The organism is Thermodesulfovibrio hydrogeniphilus (genome assembly GCF_054657355.1).
Genome location: NZ_BAAHYW010000001.1, coordinates 1,057,084 through 1,078,992, shown reverse-complemented (window position 1 = coordinate 1,078,992; position 21,909 = coordinate 1,057,084). Strand labels below are relative to the sequence as shown.

At 33.0% G+C, this 21,909-nt stretch carries 25 protein-coding genes and 1 tRNA gene; 5 read left to right on the top strand and 21 right to left on the bottom strand.

Translation table 11 applies throughout. The features are described from left to right. Positions 1 to 36: 36 nt before the first annotated feature. Positions 37 to 504 carry a Fur family transcriptional regulator gene (locus ACYQ3P_RS05435; protein ID WP_460176926.1) on the bottom strand — a complete coding sequence of 156 codons (468 nt, stop codon included), beginning with the start codon at positions 502 to 504 and terminating at the stop codon, positions 37 to 39. A 647-nt stretch (positions 505 to 1,151) separates the two neighbouring features. Here ACYQ3P_RS05435 and ACYQ3P_RS05430 point away from each other — a divergent pair. The 5 genes from ACYQ3P_RS05430 to ACYQ3P_RS05410 all read left to right on the top strand — a co-directional run bounded on the left by ACYQ3P_RS05430 (position 1,152) and on the right by ACYQ3P_RS05410 (position 5,093). Beyond that, positions 1,152 to 1,249, top strand: a tRNA-Sec gene (locus ACYQ3P_RS05430). Positions 1,250 to 1,273: 24 nt separating this feature from the next. Then, positions 1,274 to 1,621: an Mth938-like domain-containing protein gene (locus tag ACYQ3P_RS05425; protein ID WP_460176925.1), complete on the top strand. Its 348-nt coding sequence runs from the start codon at positions 1,274 to 1,276 to the stop codon at positions 1,619 to 1,621. Further along, positions 1,615 to 1,818: a hypothetical protein gene (locus ACYQ3P_RS05420; RefSeq protein WP_460176924.1), complete on the top strand. Its 204-nt coding sequence runs from the start codon at positions 1,615 to 1,617 to the stop codon at positions 1,816 to 1,818. Before ACYQ3P_RS05425 ends, ACYQ3P_RS05420 begins: the two co-directional genes overlap by 7 nt. Before the next feature lie 24 nt (positions 1,819 to 1,842). Beyond that, positions 1,843 to 3,612, top strand: a complete 1,770-nt coding sequence (locus ACYQ3P_RS05415) for a formate--tetrahydrofolate ligase (protein WP_460176923.1) — start codon at positions 1,843 to 1,845, stop codon at positions 3,610 to 3,612. Positions 3,613 to 3,677: 65 nt separating this feature from the next. Next, positions 3,678 to 5,093, top strand: coding sequence for a methyl-accepting chemotaxis protein (locus ACYQ3P_RS05410; RefSeq protein WP_460176922.1), 1,416 nt, complete (start codon positions 3,678 to 3,680; stop codon positions 5,091 to 5,093). Positions 5,094 to 5,123: 30 nt separating this feature from the next. On the opposite strand, the gene ACYQ3P_RS05405 is transcribed toward ACYQ3P_RS05410, so the two are convergent. The 20 genes from ACYQ3P_RS05405 to groL all read right to left on the bottom strand — a co-directional run bounded on the left by ACYQ3P_RS05405 (position 5,124) and on the right by groL (position 21,896). Beyond that, on the bottom strand, positions 5,124 to 7,373 hold the full coding sequence (locus tag ACYQ3P_RS05405; RefSeq protein ID WP_460176921.1) for a hybrid sensor histidine kinase/response regulator: 2,250 nt from the start codon (positions 7,371 to 7,373) through the stop codon (positions 5,124 to 5,126). Then, entirely contained in the window at positions 7,360 to 7,770 is a 411-nt protein-coding gene (locus tag ACYQ3P_RS05400) for a chemotaxis protein CheW (RefSeq protein WP_460176920.1), read from the bottom strand. Before ACYQ3P_RS05400 ends, ACYQ3P_RS05405 begins: the two co-directional genes overlap by 14 nt. Next, positions 7,755 to 8,123: a response regulator gene (locus ACYQ3P_RS05395; RefSeq protein WP_460176919.1), complete on the bottom strand. Its 369-nt coding sequence runs from the start codon at positions 8,121 to 8,123 to the stop codon at positions 7,755 to 7,757. The genes ACYQ3P_RS05400 and ACYQ3P_RS05395 overlap by 16 nt, the downstream gene beginning before the upstream one ends. Positions 8,124 to 8,144: 21 nt before the next feature. Then, positions 8,145 to 9,557 (bottom strand): response regulator, encoded by a 1,413-nt coding sequence (locus ACYQ3P_RS05390; protein WP_460176918.1) that lies wholly within the window; start codon positions 9,555 to 9,557, stop codon positions 8,145 to 8,147. Between the two features lie 9 nt (positions 9,558 to 9,566). After that, positions 9,567 to 10,700, bottom strand: coding sequence for a cache domain-containing protein (locus tag ACYQ3P_RS05385; protein ID WP_460176917.1), 1,134 nt, complete (start codon positions 10,698 to 10,700; stop codon positions 9,567 to 9,569). Further along, the gene (locus tag ACYQ3P_RS05380) at positions 10,697 to 11,254 is read right to left on the bottom strand and encodes a DUF8082 domain-containing protein (protein ID WP_460176916.1); all 558 of its coding nucleotides are present in this window, start codon (positions 11,252 to 11,254) and stop codon (positions 10,697 to 10,699) included. The genes ACYQ3P_RS05385 and ACYQ3P_RS05380 overlap by 4 nt, the downstream gene beginning before the upstream one ends. An 8-nt stretch (positions 11,255 to 11,262) precedes the next feature. Continuing rightward, a complete protein-coding gene (gene thiE, locus ACYQ3P_RS05375) occupies positions 11,263 to 11,859 on the bottom strand; it encodes a thiamine phosphate synthase (protein ID WP_460176915.1) in 597 nt (198 codons plus the stop codon). Continuing rightward, on the bottom strand, positions 11,846 to 13,201 hold the full coding sequence (gene accC / locus ACYQ3P_RS05370; protein ID WP_460176914.1) for an acetyl-CoA carboxylase biotin carboxylase subunit: 1,356 nt from the start codon (positions 13,199 to 13,201) through the stop codon (positions 11,846 to 11,848). The genes thiE and accC overlap by 14 nt, the downstream gene beginning before the upstream one ends. Continuing rightward, the gene (gene accB, locus ACYQ3P_RS05365) at positions 13,202 to 13,636 is read right to left on the bottom strand and encodes an acetyl-CoA carboxylase biotin carboxyl carrier protein (protein ID WP_460176913.1); all 435 of its coding nucleotides are present in this window, start codon (positions 13,634 to 13,636) and stop codon (positions 13,202 to 13,204) included. A gap of 3 nt (positions 13,637 to 13,639) precedes the next feature. Further along, complete coding sequence (gene efp / locus ACYQ3P_RS05360) at positions 13,640 to 14,203, bottom strand: elongation factor P (protein WP_460176912.1); 564 nt, start codon at positions 14,201 to 14,203, stop codon at positions 13,640 to 13,642. A 10-nt stretch (positions 14,204 to 14,213) separates the two neighbouring features. Next, positions 14,214 to 15,290, bottom strand: a complete 1,077-nt coding sequence (locus ACYQ3P_RS05355; RefSeq protein ID WP_460176911.1) for a M24 family metallopeptidase — start codon at positions 15,288 to 15,290, stop codon at positions 14,214 to 14,216. Further along, the gene (coaBC, locus tag ACYQ3P_RS05350) at positions 15,274 to 16,473 is read right to left on the bottom strand and encodes a bifunctional phosphopantothenoylcysteine decarboxylase/phosphopantothenate--cysteine ligase CoaBC (RefSeq protein WP_460176910.1); all 1,200 of its coding nucleotides are present in this window, start codon (positions 16,471 to 16,473) and stop codon (positions 15,274 to 15,276) included. The genes ACYQ3P_RS05355 and coaBC overlap by 17 nt, the downstream gene beginning before the upstream one ends. A gap of 15 nt (positions 16,474 to 16,488) precedes the next feature. Continuing rightward, entirely contained in the window at positions 16,489 to 16,914 is a 426-nt protein-coding gene (gene rpoZ / locus ACYQ3P_RS05345; protein WP_460176909.1) for a DNA-directed RNA polymerase subunit omega, read from the bottom strand. Between the two features lie 10 nt (positions 16,915 to 16,924). Next, positions 16,925 to 17,539: a guanylate kinase gene (gmk, locus tag ACYQ3P_RS05340; protein WP_460176908.1), complete on the bottom strand. Its 615-nt coding sequence runs from the start codon at positions 17,537 to 17,539 to the stop codon at positions 16,925 to 16,927. Beyond that, positions 17,526 to 17,783: a DUF370 domain-containing protein gene (locus ACYQ3P_RS05335; protein WP_460176907.1), complete on the bottom strand. Its 258-nt coding sequence runs from the start codon at positions 17,781 to 17,783 to the stop codon at positions 17,526 to 17,528. The genes gmk and ACYQ3P_RS05335 overlap by 14 nt, the downstream gene beginning before the upstream one ends. 2 nt (positions 17,784 to 17,785) lie before the next feature. After that, positions 17,786 to 18,637, bottom strand: a complete 852-nt coding sequence (locus tag ACYQ3P_RS05330) for a YicC/YloC family endoribonuclease (RefSeq protein ID WP_460176906.1) — start codon at positions 18,635 to 18,637, stop codon at positions 17,786 to 17,788. After that, positions 18,634 to 18,897, bottom strand: coding sequence for a DUF167 domain-containing protein (locus tag ACYQ3P_RS05325; RefSeq protein WP_460176905.1), 264 nt, complete (start codon positions 18,895 to 18,897; stop codon positions 18,634 to 18,636). The genes ACYQ3P_RS05330 and ACYQ3P_RS05325 overlap by 4 nt, the downstream gene beginning before the upstream one ends. Continuing rightward, positions 18,872 to 19,693, bottom strand: a complete 822-nt coding sequence (locus ACYQ3P_RS05320) for a phosphatase PAP2 family protein (protein ID WP_460176904.1) — start codon at positions 19,691 to 19,693, stop codon at positions 18,872 to 18,874. Before ACYQ3P_RS05320 ends, ACYQ3P_RS05325 begins: the two co-directional genes overlap by 26 nt. Before the next feature lie 56 nt (positions 19,694 to 19,749). Further along, a complete protein-coding gene (locus ACYQ3P_RS05315) occupies positions 19,750 to 20,199 on the bottom strand; it encodes an NYN domain-containing protein (protein WP_460176903.1) in 450 nt (149 codons plus the stop codon). A 74-nt stretch (positions 20,200 to 20,273) separates the two neighbouring features. After that, positions 20,274 to 21,896, bottom strand: coding sequence for a chaperonin GroEL (gene groL / locus ACYQ3P_RS05310; protein ID WP_460176902.1), 1,623 nt, complete (start codon positions 21,894 to 21,896; stop codon positions 20,274 to 20,276). Positions 21,897 to 21,909: the final 13 nt, after the last annotated feature.

The window sequence follows — 21,909 nt, the reverse complement described above, 5'->3', positions numbered from 1 at the left end:
TTTGTTAACATTTTTGTTAACAATGTCAACTTACAATTATTTTTCTGTTAATTTTTTGCAGTTTTCGCAAAGACCAAAAAATTGGATATCAGACCTTTCAATATAAAAATTGAATTTTTCTGAAAGAGTTTTTTTAAGCTCCAGAAGGGGGTCTTTTTCTTTACTTTTGTCTATTTCGTAATCAATCACTTTTCCACAGATTCTGCAAATAAGATGATAATGCTCAACATTTTCTTTTCCCACAATAAATTCGTATCTGGCTCTTCCATCTTTAAAGTCAAATTCTCTTACTATTCCAATCTCTTTGAGAAGTTCCAAAGTTCTGTAAACTGTTGCAAGACCGATTCCCGGAAGGGTTTTCTTTACTTCAAGAAAAATTTCCTCAGCACTTAGATGCCCACCTTTAGAGGAGAGAATATCAATAATTGCTTGTCTTGCTTGAGTCCATTTAAATCCGCATTCTTTAAATCTTCCTTTACATCCACACCCTTTTCCAAAATACATGAAAACACCTCAATTTTTTTATTATAACATCTAAAGCGAGCGATTTTTCTCTAACGCATAAAACATGTGTAAGCCTGTGATTGGAAATACAGTGAAGCGAACTTTTTTGAGATTGCTTCGGATACTAAACCTGACCCAAGCCGAAGCCATGCGAGCAATCGCAATAATACTTGGGAATGGGCTAATTTAGACTATAACCCTAAAATGGCGATAAGGATAATAAAAAAATAAGAAAGCTCCTTTGTGTATAATAGTAAAAAATTCACCCATTGGGTGAAAGATTATACAAAAAGGAGCATATCAATACGATAAAGCAAAAGCTTCTAATTTTCAAGCCCAAAAGAACAGTAGGACAAAAGTATTAAGTGAGAGCATAGGCATAGAGAGAGTCCCATCAAGCTCTGCAATAGCATTTAATAGTTAACAAAGATAAAAAGGGATTGGACGATAGAGTGACAAAGAAGGCTGATATATTCTAAAAAAGCAGGTTTGTTACGAAAGGGAAGAAATCGGAGGAGATAGAGGATAATTTTCATAAAAAATTGACTTAAATAGGGTCAAACATCTTTTGATAATTGTCTATCTCTATTTTGGGAAATAATCAAGGCTTTGCAAAAATCTTTAGAATTTCTGTAAAATTCAATATCGGGAGTGTATGGGGCTCTGGTGTCCCTCCTGGACTTCAAATCCAGTGTTGCCTGTGAGGAGCGGGCAAGGTGGGTTCGATTCCCACACACTCCCGCCAAATAGGAGAATTTTAGGAGGTATTATGGTGCGCATTACACATTACTCCTTTGGAAAGATGATTATAGATAACAACGAATATACAGCTGATTTAATAGTTTTTCCTGATAGCATCTTTCCATCATGGTGGAGGAAACAAGGACATGCTTTATGTATGGATGACCTTAATGAAGTTTTAAAGAGAGATATAGAAATTCTGGTTGTTGGCACAGGAGCATATGGAAGAATGATGGTACAAGATAGCCTTATTAAGCAGTTGAGAGAAAAGAAAATAGAGACATATGTAGCTGAAACTGATAAAGCTGTTTCTTTGTTTAATGAATTTATTGAACAAGGGAAAAAAGTAGCGGGTGCTTTTCATTTAACATGTTAAAAAAGGGGGGAGCAAGAATGGAAGAAAAAAGACCTTTACCTGAGAGAGTTATGATAGTAAGAATGTTGCCAAGAGAAATTAAAGAAAAAATGACTGTGGAAGAAATGAATGCGTTACTATATGATGAAATTTTACCAGATTCCTTGATGGAAAAATTAAAGGATTATCTTGGAGATGTAGAAAACCCAACAGAATAAAAATAAAAATTACACGGAGTCTTTATGTTGCCCAATCCTAATGCTTCTCCTGACTGGCTGATTGCTCAAGAAGCTGAAAAGAATATGAAAACCATATTTCAGCTTGCTGAGGAACTTGGCATACAAAAAGAAGAATTAATTCCTTATGGATATTACATTGGGAAAATAGACTATGCCAAAATTTACCAAAGAATAAAAAACGATCCTAATGGTAAATATATTATTGTAACTGCAATCACTCCAACTCCCTTTGGAGAAGGTAAATCAACAACAACGATTGGTTTGACTCAAGCTTTAGGAAGATTAGGAAAAAAAGTTACCTGCGCTATAAGGCAACCTTCAATGGGTCCTCTAATGAATATAAAGGGAACAGCAGCGGGTGGCGGGCTTTCGCAGTGCATTCCAAGAACTGAGTTTTCTCTTGGATTTACAGGCGATATAAATGCAATTATTAATGCCCATAATCTTGCAATGGTTGCCCTGACATCGCGAATGCTTCATGAAGCAAACTACTCTGATGAAGCTCTCAAAAGAAGAGGTTTAAATCGTCTTGATATTGATCCCAAAAGAGTCCAAACGGGGTGGGTTATTGATTTTTGCGCACAGGCTTTACGAAAAATTGTTATTGGGTTAGGTGGAAAAAAAGACGGAGTTACAATGGAATCAAGATTTGACATAGCCACCTCATCGGAGTTAATGGCAATCTTAAGTTTATCAAAGGATTTGAAAGACCTAAGAGAAAGAATAAACAAAATTGTAGTTGCTTACTCTAAAACGGGAAAGCCTATTACAACAGAAGACCTTGAAATCTCTGGAGCTATGACCGCATTGATGCTTCCCACTATAAATCCAAATCTAATTCAAACTATTGAAGGACAACCAGTATTTGTCCATGCAGCACCTTTTGCAAATATAGCAATTGGTCAGTCATCAATTATTGCTGACCTTGTTGCTTTAAAGCTAAGTGATTATCATATTACAGAGGCTGGATTTGGTGCTGACATTGGATTTGAGAAATTCTGGAATATTAAATGTAGAGTTTCTGGACTAAAACCAGATGTTGCAGTTATAGTCGCGACAGTTAGAGCTTTAAAATATCACGGAGCAGACAAAAATGCACCTAAAATTATTCCAGGTAATCCTATACCAAAGGAATACTTTGAAAAAAACATACAGTGGCTTGAAAGAGGAATTGAAAATCTTTTGCATCATGTAACAATAGTTAAAAAATCTGGAATACAGATAGTTGTTTGCATAAATAAATTTAATTCTGACACTAAAGAGGAGCTTGAATTTATAAAAAAATACTGTAGTGATATGGGAATACATGTAGCGATTTCAGAACATTGGGAAAAAGGCGGAGAAGGAGCTTTAGAGCTTGCAGATATTATAGTTGATGTAAGTAAAAAAAGTTCAGATTTTCGTTTTCTCTATGAAAACAATTTGCCCCTTATTTCCAGAATTGAGCTTATTGCAAGAGAAATATACGGAGCAGATTCTGTAGAATTCTCCCCTGCAGCACTTGAAAAACTTCAGTCTATCAATTCTCATAAAGAGTTTGCGGATTTTTCAATATGCATAGCTAAAACTCATTTAAGTATTTCGGATAATCCCTCATTAAGGGGAGTGCCTAAGGGATGGCAGTTATACATAAAAGATGTTTTAATATTTTATGGAGCAAAACTTATTGTTCCAATTGCAGGAGAAATAAGCTTAATGCCAGGAACAGCATCGAGTCCAAATTTTAGAACAATAGATGTGGATTTAAAAACAGGTAAGGTAATAGGGATATAAGGGATTGACAAAATTATATTTTTTTATTCATAGTTTTATAATTAGAATTTTTAGGAGGATGAACTATGCCTACAAAAGTCGTGAAAGCTCCAAAGGGACTTTACAGAAAATTCCTAATAGTATTTAATGTTTCAGTAATCGTGTCATCATTGTTTATTTTAGGTGGATTACATGTGGCAGGCTCTATTATTTATGGTGAGGATTATATTGTCAAAAAAATAGGACTGCTTAATACTCTCATTCAATTTGGTCCTGTTTTTGCTATCCTTTTGTTAGTATTAATAGCTATATCAACTTTTAATGTTTTTTGGTTTAGAAATAATGTAGTGTCTCCTTTATCAACAATGGAAGAAGTTATGGAGGAAATAAGAAAGGGTAATGTTGAAAAAAGAATCAAGCTAAAAACAGGTGATGAATTTGAAAAAATTTCTGAAGTTTTTAATCAAATGATGGATAAAATTTCAACAATTGTTCAAACTGAAGAGGAAAAAAGAGAGATGCAAAATAATATAATGAAATTTCTACAAATTATGACAGCAGCCTCTGAGGGAGACCTTACCAAAAGAGCAGAAGTCACACCTGATATATTTGGTTCTATGGCAGATGCCTTTAATCTAATGACAGAAGGATTGAGCGAACTTGTGAAGGAAATAAAAAAATCTGCTAAAGACTTAGGTGAAAAAAGTATCTTTTTGAATGATATTATTCAAAAATTGCAAGAAGGTTCTGAAATACAGAAGGATGAAATACAGAAGCTAGTATTGCTGATTCAAGAGGCAGAAAAAATTGCTACTGAAACAAGTGAAAAGACTAATACTGCAACAGAAATATCGCAGGAAGCTTTTGATGCGATTATTAAGGGAAATGAAATAGTAACCGAAACTATTAACAGTATGCAACTTATTAGAACAGCAGTTATGGGAATAAATAAAAGAATGAAATTATTCTCAGAAAGGTTAATGGAAATCGGAACAATTACCACTTTAATTAGTGAAATTGCAAATAGGACAAATCTTTTGGCACTTAACGCATCCATTGAGGCTGCCAGAGCAGGAGAGCAAGGAAAAGGCTTTGTTGTTATAGCTGATGAAATTAGAGGGCTTTCTGAAAAAACAGCTAAGTCATCTCAGAATATTGCAAATATTATTGCAGGAATTCAGGAAGAAGCAATGATAGTTACTAAAAATCTTGAAGAAGAAACTAATTATGTTGAAACAGGAACACAGATGGTTGGTCAAACTACAGAAATTTTTGAAAAAATTGACTCTATAATAAAAAGAATTGGACAGATTATTGTTGAAATTAACGAATCAGCTCAAAAACAGAAAGAAATTACAGAAGCTGAGGTTGTATCTGTTCAAGGAGTTCAGACTGTTATTGAAAACACCGCTAAAATTGCTGCTGAACTTACAGAATTGTCCAAAACTCTATCAGATACATCACAAGAATTAGTAGAGGTATCGGAAAGATTTAAGGCATAATTAAAGGGTAAAAACAAAGAAATTAAAAAGTTAGAAATTTAGTTCGTTTTTTATTAGACCAAATTTTAGAAGTACATTAGATATTGTTTTTTCGTCAAATGGCTTTACAATATATCCATCTGCACCAAGAGCAAAAGCTTTTTCTTCATGTTTTTTTGTACCCCTTGAAGTAAGAACTATAATTGGTAAATCTTTAAATCTTGCATCTTTTCTTATTCTGCTTATTAGTTCATAGCCATGCATTATAGGCATTTCAAGATCAGTTATCACAAGATCAACAGATTTTTGTTCAAGATGTTTTAATGCTTCTGTACCGTCCTTTGCTGTGATAACTTTTACTTTTTTGGCTTCTAAAATGTTTTGCAATGATTTTCTCACGCTTATTGAATCATCAACTATAAGAACAGCTCCTGTATGTGGTATAGATTTTTCAAAGAATTTATCATACATTGTTGTAAAAATAAATTCTTCTTCGAATAACTTAAGAGGGTCAATCACATACCGAGGAATTCCTTTTCCTGAGATGAAATATCCAAGATACTGAGTTAAACCTTCAAGGAATTTTCCAAAGTTTTTTACAATTGCTTCTTCAAACCCTAAAATATCTTCCACAATAAGTCCTTTTCTAATACCTGAAAAATTAAATACAATTATGAATCCCTTTTTAGGTTTTTTACCATTTGTGGATGTAAAAATTTCTGAAAATACTTTAACTTGAATATTCCTGTTTTTATAATTAATTGTCCTATTTTTCCATATTTCAGGATAATCTTCCAATGCTAATATTTCTTCAACATAATTAAGAGGAATTGAATATTCCAAGTTAGATGAACGAAATACTAAAAGACTACTTATACTTAAAGATTGAGGCACTTTAATTAAGAATGTTGTTCCTTTGTCTATATCTGAGAAAACTTCTATACTTCCTTTAAGTTTAGAAATTGCTGTCTTTACTATATTTAATCCCATACCTCTGCCACTTATAAAATCAATTTGATTGGCAGTTGAAAAACCTGGAGAGAATATATATGATAACCATTCTTCTTTAGACAGCGATGATATTTTGTCTTCTTGTATTAGTCCATCTTCTAAAGCTTTTTCTTTAATTTTTTCAATATCAATTCCCCTTCCATCGTCAGTTATTGCGATGTTTATATTTTTCCCTTCTTTAGACACTTTAATCTGGATATGACCAATCTTGTCTTTGCCTTTTTCTATCCTTTCATCTGGAGCTTCTATGCCGTGTTGAACCGCATTTCTTAATATATGAATTAAAGGTTCATATAGAGCATCAAAAATAGGTTTATCAAGTTTTATTTCAGAGCCTTTAATTTCAATATCAACAAGTTTTTCAATGTCATCAACCATATCTTTAACTGCCTCAGAAAGTCTATGTAACAGTTTTCCAGCAGGTATCATTCTTATTTCAATTAGATTATCCCGTAAGTAATTGATTTCTTGGGTAATTGCTTTAAAATGAGATGACAAATTTTCTGAAAAATTGATTAAGGATTTAATTCCCTCAGTGATGTCATTACTTATTTCCTGTATTTTTCTTAATAATATGTGATATTCATCATAGCGATCAAATTGAAGGTCGCTGAAATCAGCAAAAAAGCTATCTGTAATTTTTTGACTTTTATCTTTAGATGTTAACCAGTATCTATCTGAAAAATCTGTTATTTCAGTTAGAAGTCTTTTTCCACTATTAGATATTTCTTCTATTATTTCTATTAAATCTCTTTCTTTATCCGTAATAGCATTTTTCTGTATAAGAACTTCACCTAAGGAGTTAAGAATATTTTCTATTATTCCAAGATCAATTCTTACAGTATTTATTACAGGCAGAACGCTAAATGTTTCTGAAACTTCTTGTGTTGTCGGTATTTGTTTTGTTTGAAGAATATTATCAATAATCTCAAGAAGTTCTGGATCAAGCTCGCTTACTTCGTGATTATTCTTAGATACTTCATTTATTAAAGTTACGAGAGAATTAATTATTCTTTTAATGTATTGAATAAAGGTGTTATTGTATTCTATTTCGTCGTGCAGTAAAGCTTCAAAAAAATCTTCAAGCTTATGAGAGAGTTTGGTTATGTTTTCCAGTTTGACAAGTGAAGCAGAACCTTTTAGTGTATGTGTTACTCTAAAAAGCGACTGTATTGTTTCCCTATTATAACCTTTTGCTTCAAGTTCTTCAATACCCTCAATTAAGGTGTTTATATAATCTTCGGCTTCCAGAAGAAAATATTTTATGAGTTCATCACTACTTATTGTCATTGTTTTTGTTAGACTTTGACTCTACCTTTAGTTTTTCAAATAATTTATCAGGATCAATAAAATCTTCTACTACTATATCTTGCTCAAAGCTTACAAAGAAAGGAGTCATGTCCGATAGGATTCCTATTTTTTCTCCTTTCACCTCAATTACCAATAATTTATTATCAGAATATGTTAATCTTTCAATGTTATAAATTTTAGTTAAATCTACTGCGGGAATTATTTTACCCTTTACCGGTATAGCCCCAACGATATAGTCAGGAGCGCCAGGAATAGGAAATATTTTTGTTATATCAAGAATTTGAACTACAGAATCTTTTGGAACAAGAAACTCTCTTTCTCCAACTCCAAAGACACAGTAATATCTCTCTTTTTCTTTTTTTATTTCTTCAGACATTTCTTTATTGCCATTAAAAGATCAATTGGTTCGTATGGTTTGGTTACATACTCATCAGCACCCTGCATTTTTCCCCACATTTTGTCGGTTTCTTCCTTTTTTGAAGTGACTAGAATAACAGGAATATCTTTCATTTTTTCATTTTTTTTGATTTCCCGACAAAGTTGATATCCGTTTTTCTTTGGCATAACCACATCTAAAATTATTAGATCAAAATTTTCTTGTTTTAAAAGGTTTTCAGCCTCTTCGCCATCATTAGCGAAATAAAGCTCGTTATAACCTGCATCTCTTAATATAGATTCAATGTACTTAGCATCTGTAATTGAGTCTTCTGCAATTAGAATTTTAGCCATTTTCACTCCCCAATTTTTTAATTATACATTATTAAAAAAATTTTGTAAATCATATCGTTTTTTTGATACTAAATCATTTAAATCTTCCATGTTTTTCAATTCAAAAATAAAAGTTCCTTTTATACCCTTTGTTAAAAATTTTATATTCTCTCTTATTAAATTTTCAATTTCTTCATCTGAAAGATTAATAAATAATCTATTTCCTATTTTTTGTTTTTGCAATGATGATATGCTATAAACTATTTTGCCTTCAACTAAGAGAAATTCATAAGATATGCCTTTTGTAAAAATAGAAATGAGTCCTGTAAGATTTTTGGAGGTAATCAGCCTAAAAATCTCATTAACCCCAAAAAATTCAATAAGTCCACTTATTATTTTCCCTGACTCCTTAATTAAATCATATTTTTTTAAGATACTTTCTATTGAATTTTCTATAGTAGATGAAATCATTAATATAAAACTTTCAAGTTTATCATTTATTATCTTTTCAATGTTAGGAATAGAAATAGAAGGTTCTGAGATGATTTTTGATTGCTCTGATTTTGCTTCTTCTGTTGTAGCTTTTGTTATTAATTCTTTAATTTCAGGAATTTCAGGTTGAATAGAAAATCTCTCTAAAATTTCATCTGATGTCATGTTTTTAGTTTCCATTTCCCTTCCAAGTTCAGGTTCTGGCATTTGTATTTGATATTCCTCTATTTTTTTATCTTCTGATTCTAAGCTCTCGGGTATTTCTAATTTTTCTATTTCAAATTCTTCTTCAATGCTAAAGGATGGAATATTAGATATTTCTTGTAATTCCTCAAGTGATATTGATTCTTCAGGTTCTACTATTTCTATTTGTTCTTCCTCATCTTTTTGTTCTCCTTCAATGTGATCTAAAGACATTTCAAAAGAAATATCACTAAAAGGCAATTCTTCTATTTTCTCTTCAGTTGATACAACTTCTTTCTCTGGCTGTAAAAGTAATTCTTCAGGCTGAGAAATTATTTCCTCCGTTTTACTTGTTTCTAAGATAGACTCCTCCATAAAAGTTTCTGGAATTTCTGTTTCTTTTTTTTCAGTTTTTCCTATAATTGAGTTCACTTTTGATAGAAGATCCTCAGACTTAAAAGGTTTAATAAAATAATCAAGAACTCCATATTTTTCAATAAAAGTTTGACCTACAGTTTCACCCTTACCTGTAATTAAAATCACTGGAATATCTTTTAAATCTTCATTTTCTCTTAGGAACTTACAAAATTGGGAGCCCGTCATTTTAGGCATTATAAAATCAACTAATATTAAATCTGGTTTAACATCTCTAGCTATTCTTAATCCTTCTTCTCCATCTTCTGCTGTATAAACTTCATAATCGTTTTCAACAAGGGAGACTTCTGCTAATTTTCTTACAAGTGGACTATCATCAACGACTAAAATTTTGCCCTTTGGCATTTTTTCTCCTTATTCAAGTAATTTTTTCATTGTTATTCTCATTCTTTCAATTGCCTTTGCGAGTACAGCGATTTCTCCTTTTGCATCTTTAACTTCTACTTTCTCAGCAGTTTTACCCATTGAGATATCATCAGCTAATTTTGTTAATGTAACAACTGGATTTATAACATATTTATTCATACCATAACCTATTAACAAAGCAACTAATATAAGGATTGCCAAATAAGCTAATAAATTAATGATGAGATTTGTGAAGACTTTAGATGAAGCCAAAACTCTTTCTTTAATCAAATAAAGAAAGCCAATATTTTTACCTGAAAAATCTTTCAGAGGGATATAAGCAACGAAGAAATCTTTTCCACGTTGAGAGACAAAGTCAGTATAATAAGTTTCTTGGTTTTGAGAAGCTTTTTTTAGTGCACTTTCAAAAATAAAAGGCTTTATATCTTGTATTGTAGAATAAAGAGGAATAAACTCTCCTATATTAAATTTTACATCTTTCAACCCACTCCAGCCCTCAAGAGCAGATTTATAAAATATTACTCCTACCTCTCCTGAAATGGCTTTTTTAATGATGTGCAATTCCTTTTCAAATCCGCCGCCAAAATCTACACTACCAACATAATTGTTTTTATAAAAAATCGGCTCTATTCCTCTAATTCCAACACCCCCAACTCCAATTTCTATTCCTTTTGTTCCTTTTTTATTTGTCTCAACATACACAACTGCTTTACGAGTTTGCGATAAATCATCTCCATACTGAGCAAGATTGTGAAGTCTTAAAAGCGAAATAGCAGGTGGTACATGAAAATGAAATTGGGAAACGCCAAAATTTTCTTTTAGGTAATTAAAGGAAGGTAAAAATTTATCAATTAATTTGTTTCTGTCTTTTTTATTGACTATCTCTTGGACATCTGGCATGTTTGCTACAAATCCAGCCATTTGCTGATAATGAAGAGCAGTAATTTCAAGGAAAGCTTTAGCTGTATTAACAGCTGTTTTGATGCTTACTTCTTCTCTGTCTTTAAATTCTTTCATTGTATTCACATAGTTAAATAGAAATAATAAAGTCAGACCAATAATTAACGTCCCTAAAAGTGGTAAAGCTATACCTGTTTTTAAACCAAGTTCAAATTTTTTCATTTATATACCTCCAATAATTTATTTACTTCAGCAAGAAACTCTCTTTTTGATAAAGGGTCTTCAATTTCGTCTTTTAACATTTCAACAAGCCTTAAAATATCATCTTTTGTAAGAGGATTAGAAGGAGTCCATTTCTCAACTATATATTTTTCTAATATTTTTCCTCCTATTGGTCCAATTTGCCTTATCAAAGCTATTTTAATAGAATCTTTAATTTTTTGAAATTCTAACGATTTAATTGAGAAAGGTTCTTCAGCAGACACTTGTTTATTTAAATTTTTTATATATTCAATAATTTTTTCTGTGGTTGGTAAATCATTGCTTTTAATATCTATTGTTATATTAGACACAAAATTATATGAAGTTGGTTCTTTCTTTTCTATTTCTTTTAAACATGGATTCCCTTTTTTTAATCCAAACGAAACGTGATAAATTTCACCATCTTTAAAGTAAAATTTAAATAAATTACTCTCTTCAGCAAAAGCTAATGATAACACACCTGTTTCTTTGTTATTAAATATTTTTGTCATAATTTCAAACAAATTTTTTTTCATGTTATAATTTAAAAAAATTTAAAAAATTTTTCAACATTTTTTACCACATCCCCTTCTAAAATTCCTGAACTTACTGCTACATAACTGCACCCAATCTCTTTTAGTTCCCCTAAATTTTCGCTCTTTATTCCACCAATTGCTAAAACAGGTATTTTTACATTTGTTAGAATAAAAGATAGCATATCAAGCCCTCTGGGTGCAAGAGCTTCTTTTTTAGTCTTTGTATAAAAAATTGGACCAAATCCAATGTAATCAACTCCTTTTTGCTGTGCATCAATTGCTTCTTCAATATTATGAGTTGACAATCCAATTATACCAGAAAAAATTTTTTTCGCAACCTCTACGGGTAAATCATCTTGACCAACATGAACTCCATCAGCCTTTACCGCAATGGCAATATCAGTATAGTCATTTATTGTTAAAAGACAATTGTACTTTGAAGTTATATCTCTTAACTGATAGGCATATTGTAAAATTTCTTTTCTTGATAAATCTTTTTCGCGGAACTGAATCCAGCGAATGCCTGCTTTTAGGGCTATCTCTATTTTGGGGAAATCCTTTGATGAGGCAATGAGGCAAATTGAAGGTAGTTTATGATTTTTCATTGTTATTCATATTTTGAATAAAGTTAGTAAAGAATTTCCCTTTGATAAAATCTGGATGCTGTAGCAATTTTAAAAAAAACGGAATATTTGTTTTTATACCACTTATAATTGTTTCTTCAAGAGCTCTTTTCATTCTTACTATGGCTTCTTGTCTGTTTGTTCCTTTTGCTATAACTTTTGCAACAAGCGAGTCGTAATAAGGAGAAACCTTGCATCCATCATAGAGATAGCTATCCACTCTTATGCCAGGTCCTCCGGGAAGATGAAGAAACTCTATTATTCCCGGTGAAGGGGTAAATTTCTCAGGATCCTCAGCATTTATTCTGCATTCTATAGCATGTCCTTTAAACTTAATCTGAGACTGCTTAATTGAAAGAGGAAGTCCCTTAGCTATTTTGATTTGCTCTTTTATTATATCAATATCTGTAATTTCCTCTGTTACAGGATGCTCAACTTGCACTCTTGTATTTATTTCTATAAAATATGGATTAAGTTCGTCATCTACAATAAATTCAAAAGTTCCTGCATTTTTATATTTTAAGGCTTTAGCTGCTTTTGTTGCGTATTCACCAATTTTTTTCCTTAATTTTTCGTTCAAAACAGGAGAAGGAGCTTCCTCAAGAAGTTTCTGGTGCCTCCTTTGAATTGTACAGTCCCTTTCCCCAAGATGGATTATGTTACCTTGTTTGTCAGAGAGGATTTGAATTTCAATGTGTCTGACCTTTGGAAAATATTTTTCAATGTAAAGCTCTCCATTTCCGAAAGCTGCCAAAGCTTCTCTTTGAGCCATAAAAAATGCCTGTTCTATGTCCTTTTCTTCTGTAACTATTCTCATGCCTCTGCCACCACCTCCAGCAGAAGCCTTAAGTATTACAGGCAAACCGATTTTTTTGATTACTTTCATACAAGTTTCCTCTGAGGTAACAGGTCCGTCACTTCCGGGAACAACAGGCACGCCTTTTTTCTTCAATATCTGTCTTGCCTTAATTTTATCTCCACCTATACGGATGTTTTCAGGTGTGGGACCGATAAAAGTTATTCCTGAATTGATGCATGCCTCTGCAAACTGAGCATTTTCCGACAAAAACCCATATCCCGGATGAATTGCTTCTGCATCTGTTATGTCTGCAGCAGACAAAATTGCTGTAATGTTCAAATAGCTTTGAGCAGGATTTGCAGGACCTATACATATTGCTTCATCAGCAAGCTTAACATGAAGAGAGTCTTTGTCAGCTTCTGAATAAACCACAACTGTTTTAATGCCGAGTTCTCTGCATGCACGGATAATTCTAACAGCGATTTCTCCTCTGTTGGCAATAAGAATTTTTTTGAAAAGCTCCATTTATCCAACCTCAATTAAAAATAAAGGTTCACCGTACTCTACAGGTTGTCCATTTTCAACTAAAATTTTCTTCACAATTCCGGATACATCACTTTCAATTTCATTCATTATTTTCATTGCCTCTATTATACATAAAACTTGACCTTTTTCAACTCTTGTACCAATTTCAACAAAAGGTGGTGAATCGGGCGAGGGAGTTCTATAAAAAGTTCCAACTAAAGGAGAGGTGATTGTATGAAGATGTTCTTCTTCTTTTTTTGCCTCTTGAGATAGAGGAACTTCTTCTGATGTTTTTATTGTTTTTGTAATCTCAACAGGACCATATATGTAGCCCCGTTTTATTCTTATTTTAAAGCCTTCTTTCTCTATGTTTAACTCTGTAACATCCGTATCCTTGAGAAAGGATATGATATCTTTTATATCTTCAAGTTCCATCACTTACTCCTTTACTTTCTCTATGTATTCTCCTGTCCTTGTATCTATTTTTAATAGGTCTCCTACCTGAATATGAAAAGGAACTTTTACAACAAGCCCTGTTTCAAGTTTTGCAGGCTTAGTGCCTCCTGAAGCTGTATCTCCTCTGAAAGCAGGTTCTGTTTCTGCTACTCTTAATTCAACAAACATTGGAGGCTCAATAACAAGGGGCTCGCCTTTGTAATAAAGCACATCAACAATCATTTCTTCTTTTATGTAGTATATTGCTTCTCCTATTCTCTCCTTAGGGATTGAGATTTGATCAAAGGTTTCCATGTCCATAAAAACATAAGAATCTCCCTGTGCGTAAAGATATTGCATTTTTTTCTCTTCAGTTTCAGGCTTTTCAAATTTTTCACCAGCAGGAAAATTCTCCTCAAGCACTCTTCCTGTTTTCAGACTTTTGATTTTTGTCCTTACAATCGGAGCCCTTTGTTGCATTTTAACATGTTGAAAGTCAATGATTTCATATGGCTCTCCTTTGTATTCAATTTTTAACCCCTTTTTAAACTCATTAGTTGAAATCATTTCCCACCTCCTATAAAATTTCTAATTCCCTTGAGATATTTGTAAGAACCTCTATAGAATTTTTTCTTACAAGCACCATGTCTTCTATTCTCACTCCTCCGAATCCTTCAATGTAAATTCCGGGCTCAATTGTAAAAATCATACCACATTCAAGCAAATTTTCTGAAGTAGTGCTTATTTTGGGTAACTCGTGCACATCCAAACCAACTCCATGTCCTGTTGAATGTCCAAAAATTTCCCCATATCCTGCATCTTTTATAAAATCTCTTGCAACTTCATCAATTTTTTTTGCTTTAATGTCTGTTTTGCAAGCTTCAATTGCCTTTTTTCTTGCCTCATTGACAATATTGTAAATTTCTATTTGCTTTTTGTTTGGCTGTCCAATTACAAATGTTCTTGTCATGTCTGAAAAATAGCCATTGTATTCTGCTCCCCAGTCAATTATCACAAAGTCTCCTTTTTTAAGTTTTCTTTCGGAGTTTCTCCAATGAGGCATCGCTGAGTTTTCTCCGGAGGCAACTATCACAGGAAAAGGTAAAATCTGAGTGCCAAGCTTTCTTATTGAATGCTCAAGTCTTAATGCAATCTCTCTCTCGGTTTTTCCTTCTTTTATGTAAGGTTTTACTCTTAAAAAAGCCTTTTCAGCTATTTTTACAGCTTTTTTTATGCATAAAATCTCATCTGAATCTTTTATAGCTCTAACTTCTTCAACTGCATATTCAACAGGCACAAGCTCAATGTTCTCAAGATTTTTTTTAAGCAAATTATACATATCATAAGTGCATGTGACTTCAAAGCCAAGTTTTTTTATTGCATTTTCCGAGCAAATTTTTTTAATAGCATCAAACCATTTTTGCGAAAAATCAAGAAGGATTATTTGAGAATTTGTCTCTTTTTTTGCCTGTTCAAAATACCTAAAATCAACAATCAAAATGTCTTTTTCTTTTGTAAGAAGCAGTAAGGCAAAGCTTCCAGTAAAACCTGTTAAATACCTGATATTTTTTATATTTGTGATTAAAAAACCATCAATTCCTGAAAAATATTTATCTAATATCTTTTTTTGGCGAATTTTATATCTGCTTTTCAACTTTTAACTCCTTAATTTTTGAGAGAATTACATCGGCGAGCTCTTGTTTTGAAAGTAATTCTGTTTTCTCTTCATAAAATTCATTATTTTTTTTGTAAATAATTATTGCCTGATTAGTTTCTGAGCCCATGGCTCCATTTTCGCCAAGTATGTTGTTAAGAACAATCATGTCAAGTTTTTTATCTTTAAACTTCTTTTTAGCTCTCTCAATATTTAATCCTGCCTCTGCGGCAAATCCTACAGTAAAAGGTTTTGTTCTGAGTTGAGCAACTTCTTTTAAAATGTCGGGGCATAGCTTAAGAGAAATTGACTTTAAAGCTTTTTTATCCACTTTAGTTTTATGGTATTTTTCTGGTTCAAAGTCAAGGGGAGCTGCTGCCATTATAAGAATTGTTGAAGACTTGATTTCTTGCATAACTGCTTTTAACATTTCATTGGTTGTCTCTACATATACAAGTTTGTCAACAATTGGTGGTTGTATTGATGTAGGTCCACTAATTAATGTTACTTTTGCTCCTCTCCGATATGCTGCTTTAGCTAAAGCATATCCCATTTTGCCTGAAGATTTGTTTGTAATAAATCTTATCGGATCAATATACTGTCTTGTAGGGCCAGAGGTAACGAGAATTTGCTCATTTTTTAAATCTTTATCTGTAAAAACATTTATAACTGCCTCAAAAATTTTATCTATTGATGCAAGCCTTCCTTTCCCTTCCTCACCACAGGCAAGAGAGCCTTCTTCAGGCTCTACAAAATTAACACCTATGCTTCTAAGGTATGTTATGTTTTTTTGAGTCTGGGCTGCCTGATACATTCTCCAATTCATTGCTGGCGCGATAATTACAGGACCTCTGCATGCCAGAGAGGCTGTTAAAAGCAGGTCATCTGCTATACCACAGGCGTATTTATTTATAAAATTTGCTGTTGCTGGAGCTATGACAAACACATCTGCCTCTTTGGCAAGCTCAATATGAGACATCAGAGTTTCAAACATATCACTTAGCACTTTATTGCCACAAGCAATTTCTATGCTTAATGGTGTAACAAAATATGAAGCATTTTTTGTCATCACAGGAATAATATCAGCTCCAGCATCTTTAAAAAGTTTGATAAGTTCAAATATTTTATAAGCAGCTATACTCCCTGTGATTCCAAGAACAATTTTTTTATTTTTAAGTAACATACTGTTTCAGATTAATTATTCATTTTGCTCGGAATTTTCTGCTGCATTGTCTGATTCTTCCCCAAAAAGCTCTTCTAACATTTTTTCAGCAGATTCTTTGCCATGAAGATACACTTTAAGATCCTTTTCAAGTTCTGATATATCAGGAATAGCTCTTCTTTTTTCCTCCAGCATCTTCTTAATGTCAATTTTGTCTATCTTTTCTTTTATGTGGAGAGCTTCATCCCCTGTTAGATAACTTATTTTTCCAGATAAAACTTCCAGAATTGCTGTGGTTGTGACCTTTTTAGCTTTTTGCTCAATCTTAGGGTCAGCTCCTAAGGAAAGTTCTGCTGCTCTTTGGGCTGCTACTCTGGCAAGCCTATATCTGCTGTCAATTACCTTCCTGTCAAGCTCTATTGGCAGCGATATAATGTCCATAAAAGTGTCTTTTTTCTGCATGTTAACCCCCTTATTTTTGTAAGATTTTTTCTATTTTAGATTTATCTATTCTACTGACTTTCAATTTTTCCGCATTTATTATACTTAAAACTTCATCTGTTGCTATTTCAAGATTATCATTTATTACTGCGTAATCATAAAATTCATATTGGGCAATTTCATCTGCAGCCTTAGATAATCTTTTTTTGATTGTTTCTGAATCTTCGTTTCTGTTCTTTAATCTCCTTTCAAGTTCTTCAACAGATGGAGGAAGAATAAAAATTAATACACTATCTGGATAGAGCTTTTTTATATTTTTTGCTCCCTGTGTGTCAATGTCAAGTAATATGTCTACGCCCTTATTTATTAAATCATTAATCATTTTTTTTGAAGTCCCGTAAAGGTTTCCATATACCTCAGCCCATTCAACAAATTCGTCATTTTGTATCATTTTCTCAAACTGCTCTCTATTAACAAAAAAATAATGCACCCCGTCTTTTTCATCTTGACGAGGACTTCTTGTTGTATGTGAAATGCTCATTTTTAAATTTGGCAAAGTCTTGAGCAATCTTTCACATATCTTAGTTTTTCCAGTTCCAGATGGTGCAGAAATTACAAATAAAATTCCTTTTCTATAACCTGTCATCTTCAGACCTGCTTAATTCATTTATTCTTTGCAGGATAGTTTCAACCTGCAAGGCACTAAGAATAACATGATCACTATCTGTAATAATAATAGAGCGAGTTTTTCTTCCTTCAGTCGCATCAATAAGTTTACCTCTTTGCTTTGCCTCATCTTTCATTCTTTTTATCGGTGAAGAGTTGGGATTTACAATAGCAACTATTCTTGAGAGAAAAACAATATTTCCAAAACCAATATTAACAAGCATGGTCACTGGATATTTTGAATTTGTTCTTTTAATCTTTCTGTTTGAGTTTTTATCTCAATAGCCAGATTTTTTACATTTATATCTTCAGATTTCGCAAGTACTGTATTTGTTTCTCTGTTGATTTCTTGAAGTAGAAAATCTAATTTTTTCCCCACCACTCCACCTTTTAAAATTGTTTCTTTAAACTGAGTAAGATGACTTTTTAACCTATCCACTTCTTCCTTTATGTCTACCTTCTGAGCATATATAATAATCTGCTCAAAGACTCTTTTTTCATCAAGATTATTCTGCTCTATTAACTCTGTCACTCTATCTTTTAAAGTGCTTATGTAATTATTATAACTTATGTCAACAAGTCTTTCTAATTCCATTGCGTTCTTTTCAAGATTTTCCAATATTTCTATCAAACTGCCTTTTATGATCTCACCTTCTTTTATCCTCATCTGCTTTAGTCCATCAAGGGCTTCATTTACTGCAAGCATCAAAGTACTAACATCAGGGGATTCTTCCTCATAAATAAATAGTTCCTTGAAATTAGAGAATATTGAAAGATCAATTGAACCAAGAATGCTCAGGTCTTTTTTTAAATCAATGAATGCAGAATACAGTTGAGCAGCAAGTTCCTTATTAAGATAGACTTTGCCAATCCTTTCTTTCTGATTAATGGAAACAATTATATCAATCTTTCCCCTTTGAAAATTCTCCTTTGCTAAATTTCTAATGTCTATCTCGTGTTTAGATAGTACAGTAGGTAGTTTGACATTAATCTCAAGAAAACGATGATTGAGTGATTTTGCCTCTACCCTAAAAATTCCCTTTTCAGATGCTCCGTATCCAGTAAGGCTTTCTATCAAGATATTTCTCCTTTTATCCTTATAATTTTATGCTTGGATGTTTTTCCCCTTGCAATTTCAATTTTGGATTTTGGCACACTTAAAAATTCAGCCAAAACTTCTAAGAGTTCTTTATTTGCAAGTCCATCATGAGGCTGTGATCTTACTTTGATTTTGATTGTATCTCCTTCAATTTCCTCTATACCTGAAGTTTTTGCCCCTGGTTTAACAAAAATTTTCAAAAAATAACCATCCTTATCTTTTAAAAAAGGAACTTCCATTTTTCACCAACCAAAAATTATAGTATAAATTACCAATTAATAAAGTTACAACTGTTAAGGCAAAACCCCCTAAAACATCAACAAAATAGTGATATCTGCAATATACAGTTGAGGCTATGAGAAGCGTTACAGGGAGCAAAAATATATAAAAAAGCTTTTTACTGTTTTTCCACATAATGTGCAGAACCACAAGAGATATTGCAACATGACCACTCGGGAATGCATCCCTTTTAATTCCTTCAAGGTAGTTAAGGAAGCTGTTGATATTTTCTGCAAATAACAAACCCTTAAGTGGTTTTAAACCATCGGCAAGGATGAATCTTGGTCCTAATGCAGGGAATAAAATATATCCAATGTATGATAAATAATAACATAAAAGTAGAAGAAATAGGGCTCTGTGAAATTCTGCCTTGTCCTTTTTTATTAAAAGATAAATGCCGATTGTAAAAGGCATAATATAATAAACGCAATAAGACATCTGCATGATTTCCGTTATAATTGGAGATTGTATTTGTTGCAACGAAAGATATGGATAAAACCCAAGAATCTTATAATCAAGCTCAAGCAGAATATGGTCAATATCTCCTGGATTTATCAAAGGCACAAGTTCTCCTATAGTGTCAAAGGCTACAAGAACAGAAAATGTTGGGAAATATATATTTTTTATAAAAGAGATAAAGGGAGTATTGGGAATTTTAGATAAAAAGACTTGACCCACTGCCATAGATGCATAAAGAACAAAAAAATTTGTCCAAGATGGCACTTTTGAGGAAAAAATCATTACTAAAAACGCCATCCCTGCAAAAAAAATTGTATTGATTTGAAATGCTGGTGGTAATTTAAAAAATGACATCATATTAATTTCATTATTGTTCTTTGAATAGCTTTTTGTCTTTTTGACAGTGTTATTCCCTTTGGTTTTTCAAAATAATATTCTTCTCCGTTTAGTATATCCCAAAAAATATCAGAACTAACTGGCACGCAGTTTTCCTTCCATGCTGATTTTTCTATTTCCCTATCTGAACTTATGACGATCCAGAAACTTTTATCTTCCTTCATAATCCTTTTAATAACATCATCAGCCCTTTCTCCAGCACCTGTATAGATAACTCTTACACCGTTCAATACTTCCGAAGTCTCTCTGCCATGTCCTTCTTTATAACCGTCAAAAACTACAACTATGTCATGTCCTTTTTTCTTTTTGTATTCTATTAGATTAAGTATTAGTTCTTGTCTTGCTTTTTTTAGGTCTCTATGGGCGATTCCGATAAGATTGTATCCGTCAATCAAAATTTTGCTCATTTTTTATTCTATAAAAATGAAAGGGGCAGACTCAAATGCCTGCCCCTTTTTGGAAGAAGTTTTGTATCTAATTATTAATACATGTCAGGTGAGGGCATTGGAGGCTTTTTTTCTTCCTCTGGAATCTCAGCTACAAGAACTTCTGTTGTAAGCATAAGTCCTGCAACGGATGCAGCGTTCTGGAGAGCTGTTCTTGTAACTTTTGTTGGATCAATAATTCCAGCCTCCATCATATCAACAAATTTCTCTGCGTATGCATCGTATCCGTAATTTACATTCTTATTTTCCTTGACCTTCTCAACAATTAATGTTGCCTCAACGCCTGCATTGGCAATAATTTGTTTGATTGGCTCTTCAAGTGCTTTTTTAACTATCTCAACGCCAAGCTGCTGGTCATGGTTGTCAAGTTTTAAATTCTTAAGAGCTTTCTGGCATCTTAAAAGTGCTACTCCACCACCCGGAACAATTCCTTCTTCAACTGCAGCTCTTGTTGCATTCAATGCATCCTCAACTCTTGCTTTCTTTTCTTTCATCTCTGCTTCAGTTGCAGCTCCAACGTTAATTCTTGCAACACCGCCTGCAAGTTTTGCAAGTCTTTCCTGAAGTTTTTCTCTATCATAATCGGATGTGGTTTCCTCAATTTGTACCTTTATCTGCTTAATTCTTCCCTGAATCTGCTGTGGCTCTCCAGCACCTTCAACAATTGTTGTGTTGTCCTTATCAACAATAATCTTTTTGGCTCTTCCGAGATCCTCAATCTTTGTATTTTCAAGCTTCATTCCAACTTCCTCTGAAATAACCTGTCCACCTGTGAGGATTGCTATATCCTGTAGCATTGCCTTTCTTCTCTCGCCAAAACCGGGTGCTTTAACAGCACAAACCTGAAGCACTCCGCGAAGTTTGTTTACTACAAGTGTTGCAAGTGCTTCACCTTCTACATCCTCTGCAATAATGAGAAGAGGTTTGCCCATTCTTGCAATCTGCTCAAGAAGTGGTAAGAGGTCCTTCATGCCAGATATTTTTTTGTCGTGGATTAAAATGTAAGCATCTTCAAGTACGCATTCTAATCTTTCAGGATCAGTTATAAAATATGGTGAAATATATCCACGATCAAACTGCATTCCTTCAACTATATCAAGGGTGGTTGCCATTCCTTTAGCTTCCTCAACAGTGATGACTCCATCTTTTCCAACTTTGTCCATAGCCTCTGCTATGAGTTCACCGATGGAAGAGTCATTATTTGCAGAGATTGTTCCTACCTGCGCAATCTCTTTTTTATCAACAACAGGTTTTGATATTCTTTTAAGCTCCTCAACTACAACCTCAACAGCTTTATCAATTCCTCTCTTTAAATCCATTGAATTTGCACCAGCGGATACATATTTAAGCCCTTCTTTGTAGATTGCATAGGCAAGAACAGTAGCTGTTGTTGTTCCATCACCTGCTACATCAGAGGTTTTAGATGCTACCTCACGAACGAGTTGAGCGCCCATATTCTCAAATGGGTCTTTTAAGTCTATTTCCTTTGCAACTGTTACACCATCCTTTGTTACATTGGGAGAACCAAATTTTCTTTCAATAACAACATTTCTTCCTCTTGGACCTAATGTTGCTTTGACTGCGTCTGTAAGTATTGTTACGCCTTTAAGTATAGCTTGTCTTGCTGCATCGCCAAATATTAACTGTTTTGCTGCCATATCATTCCCTCCT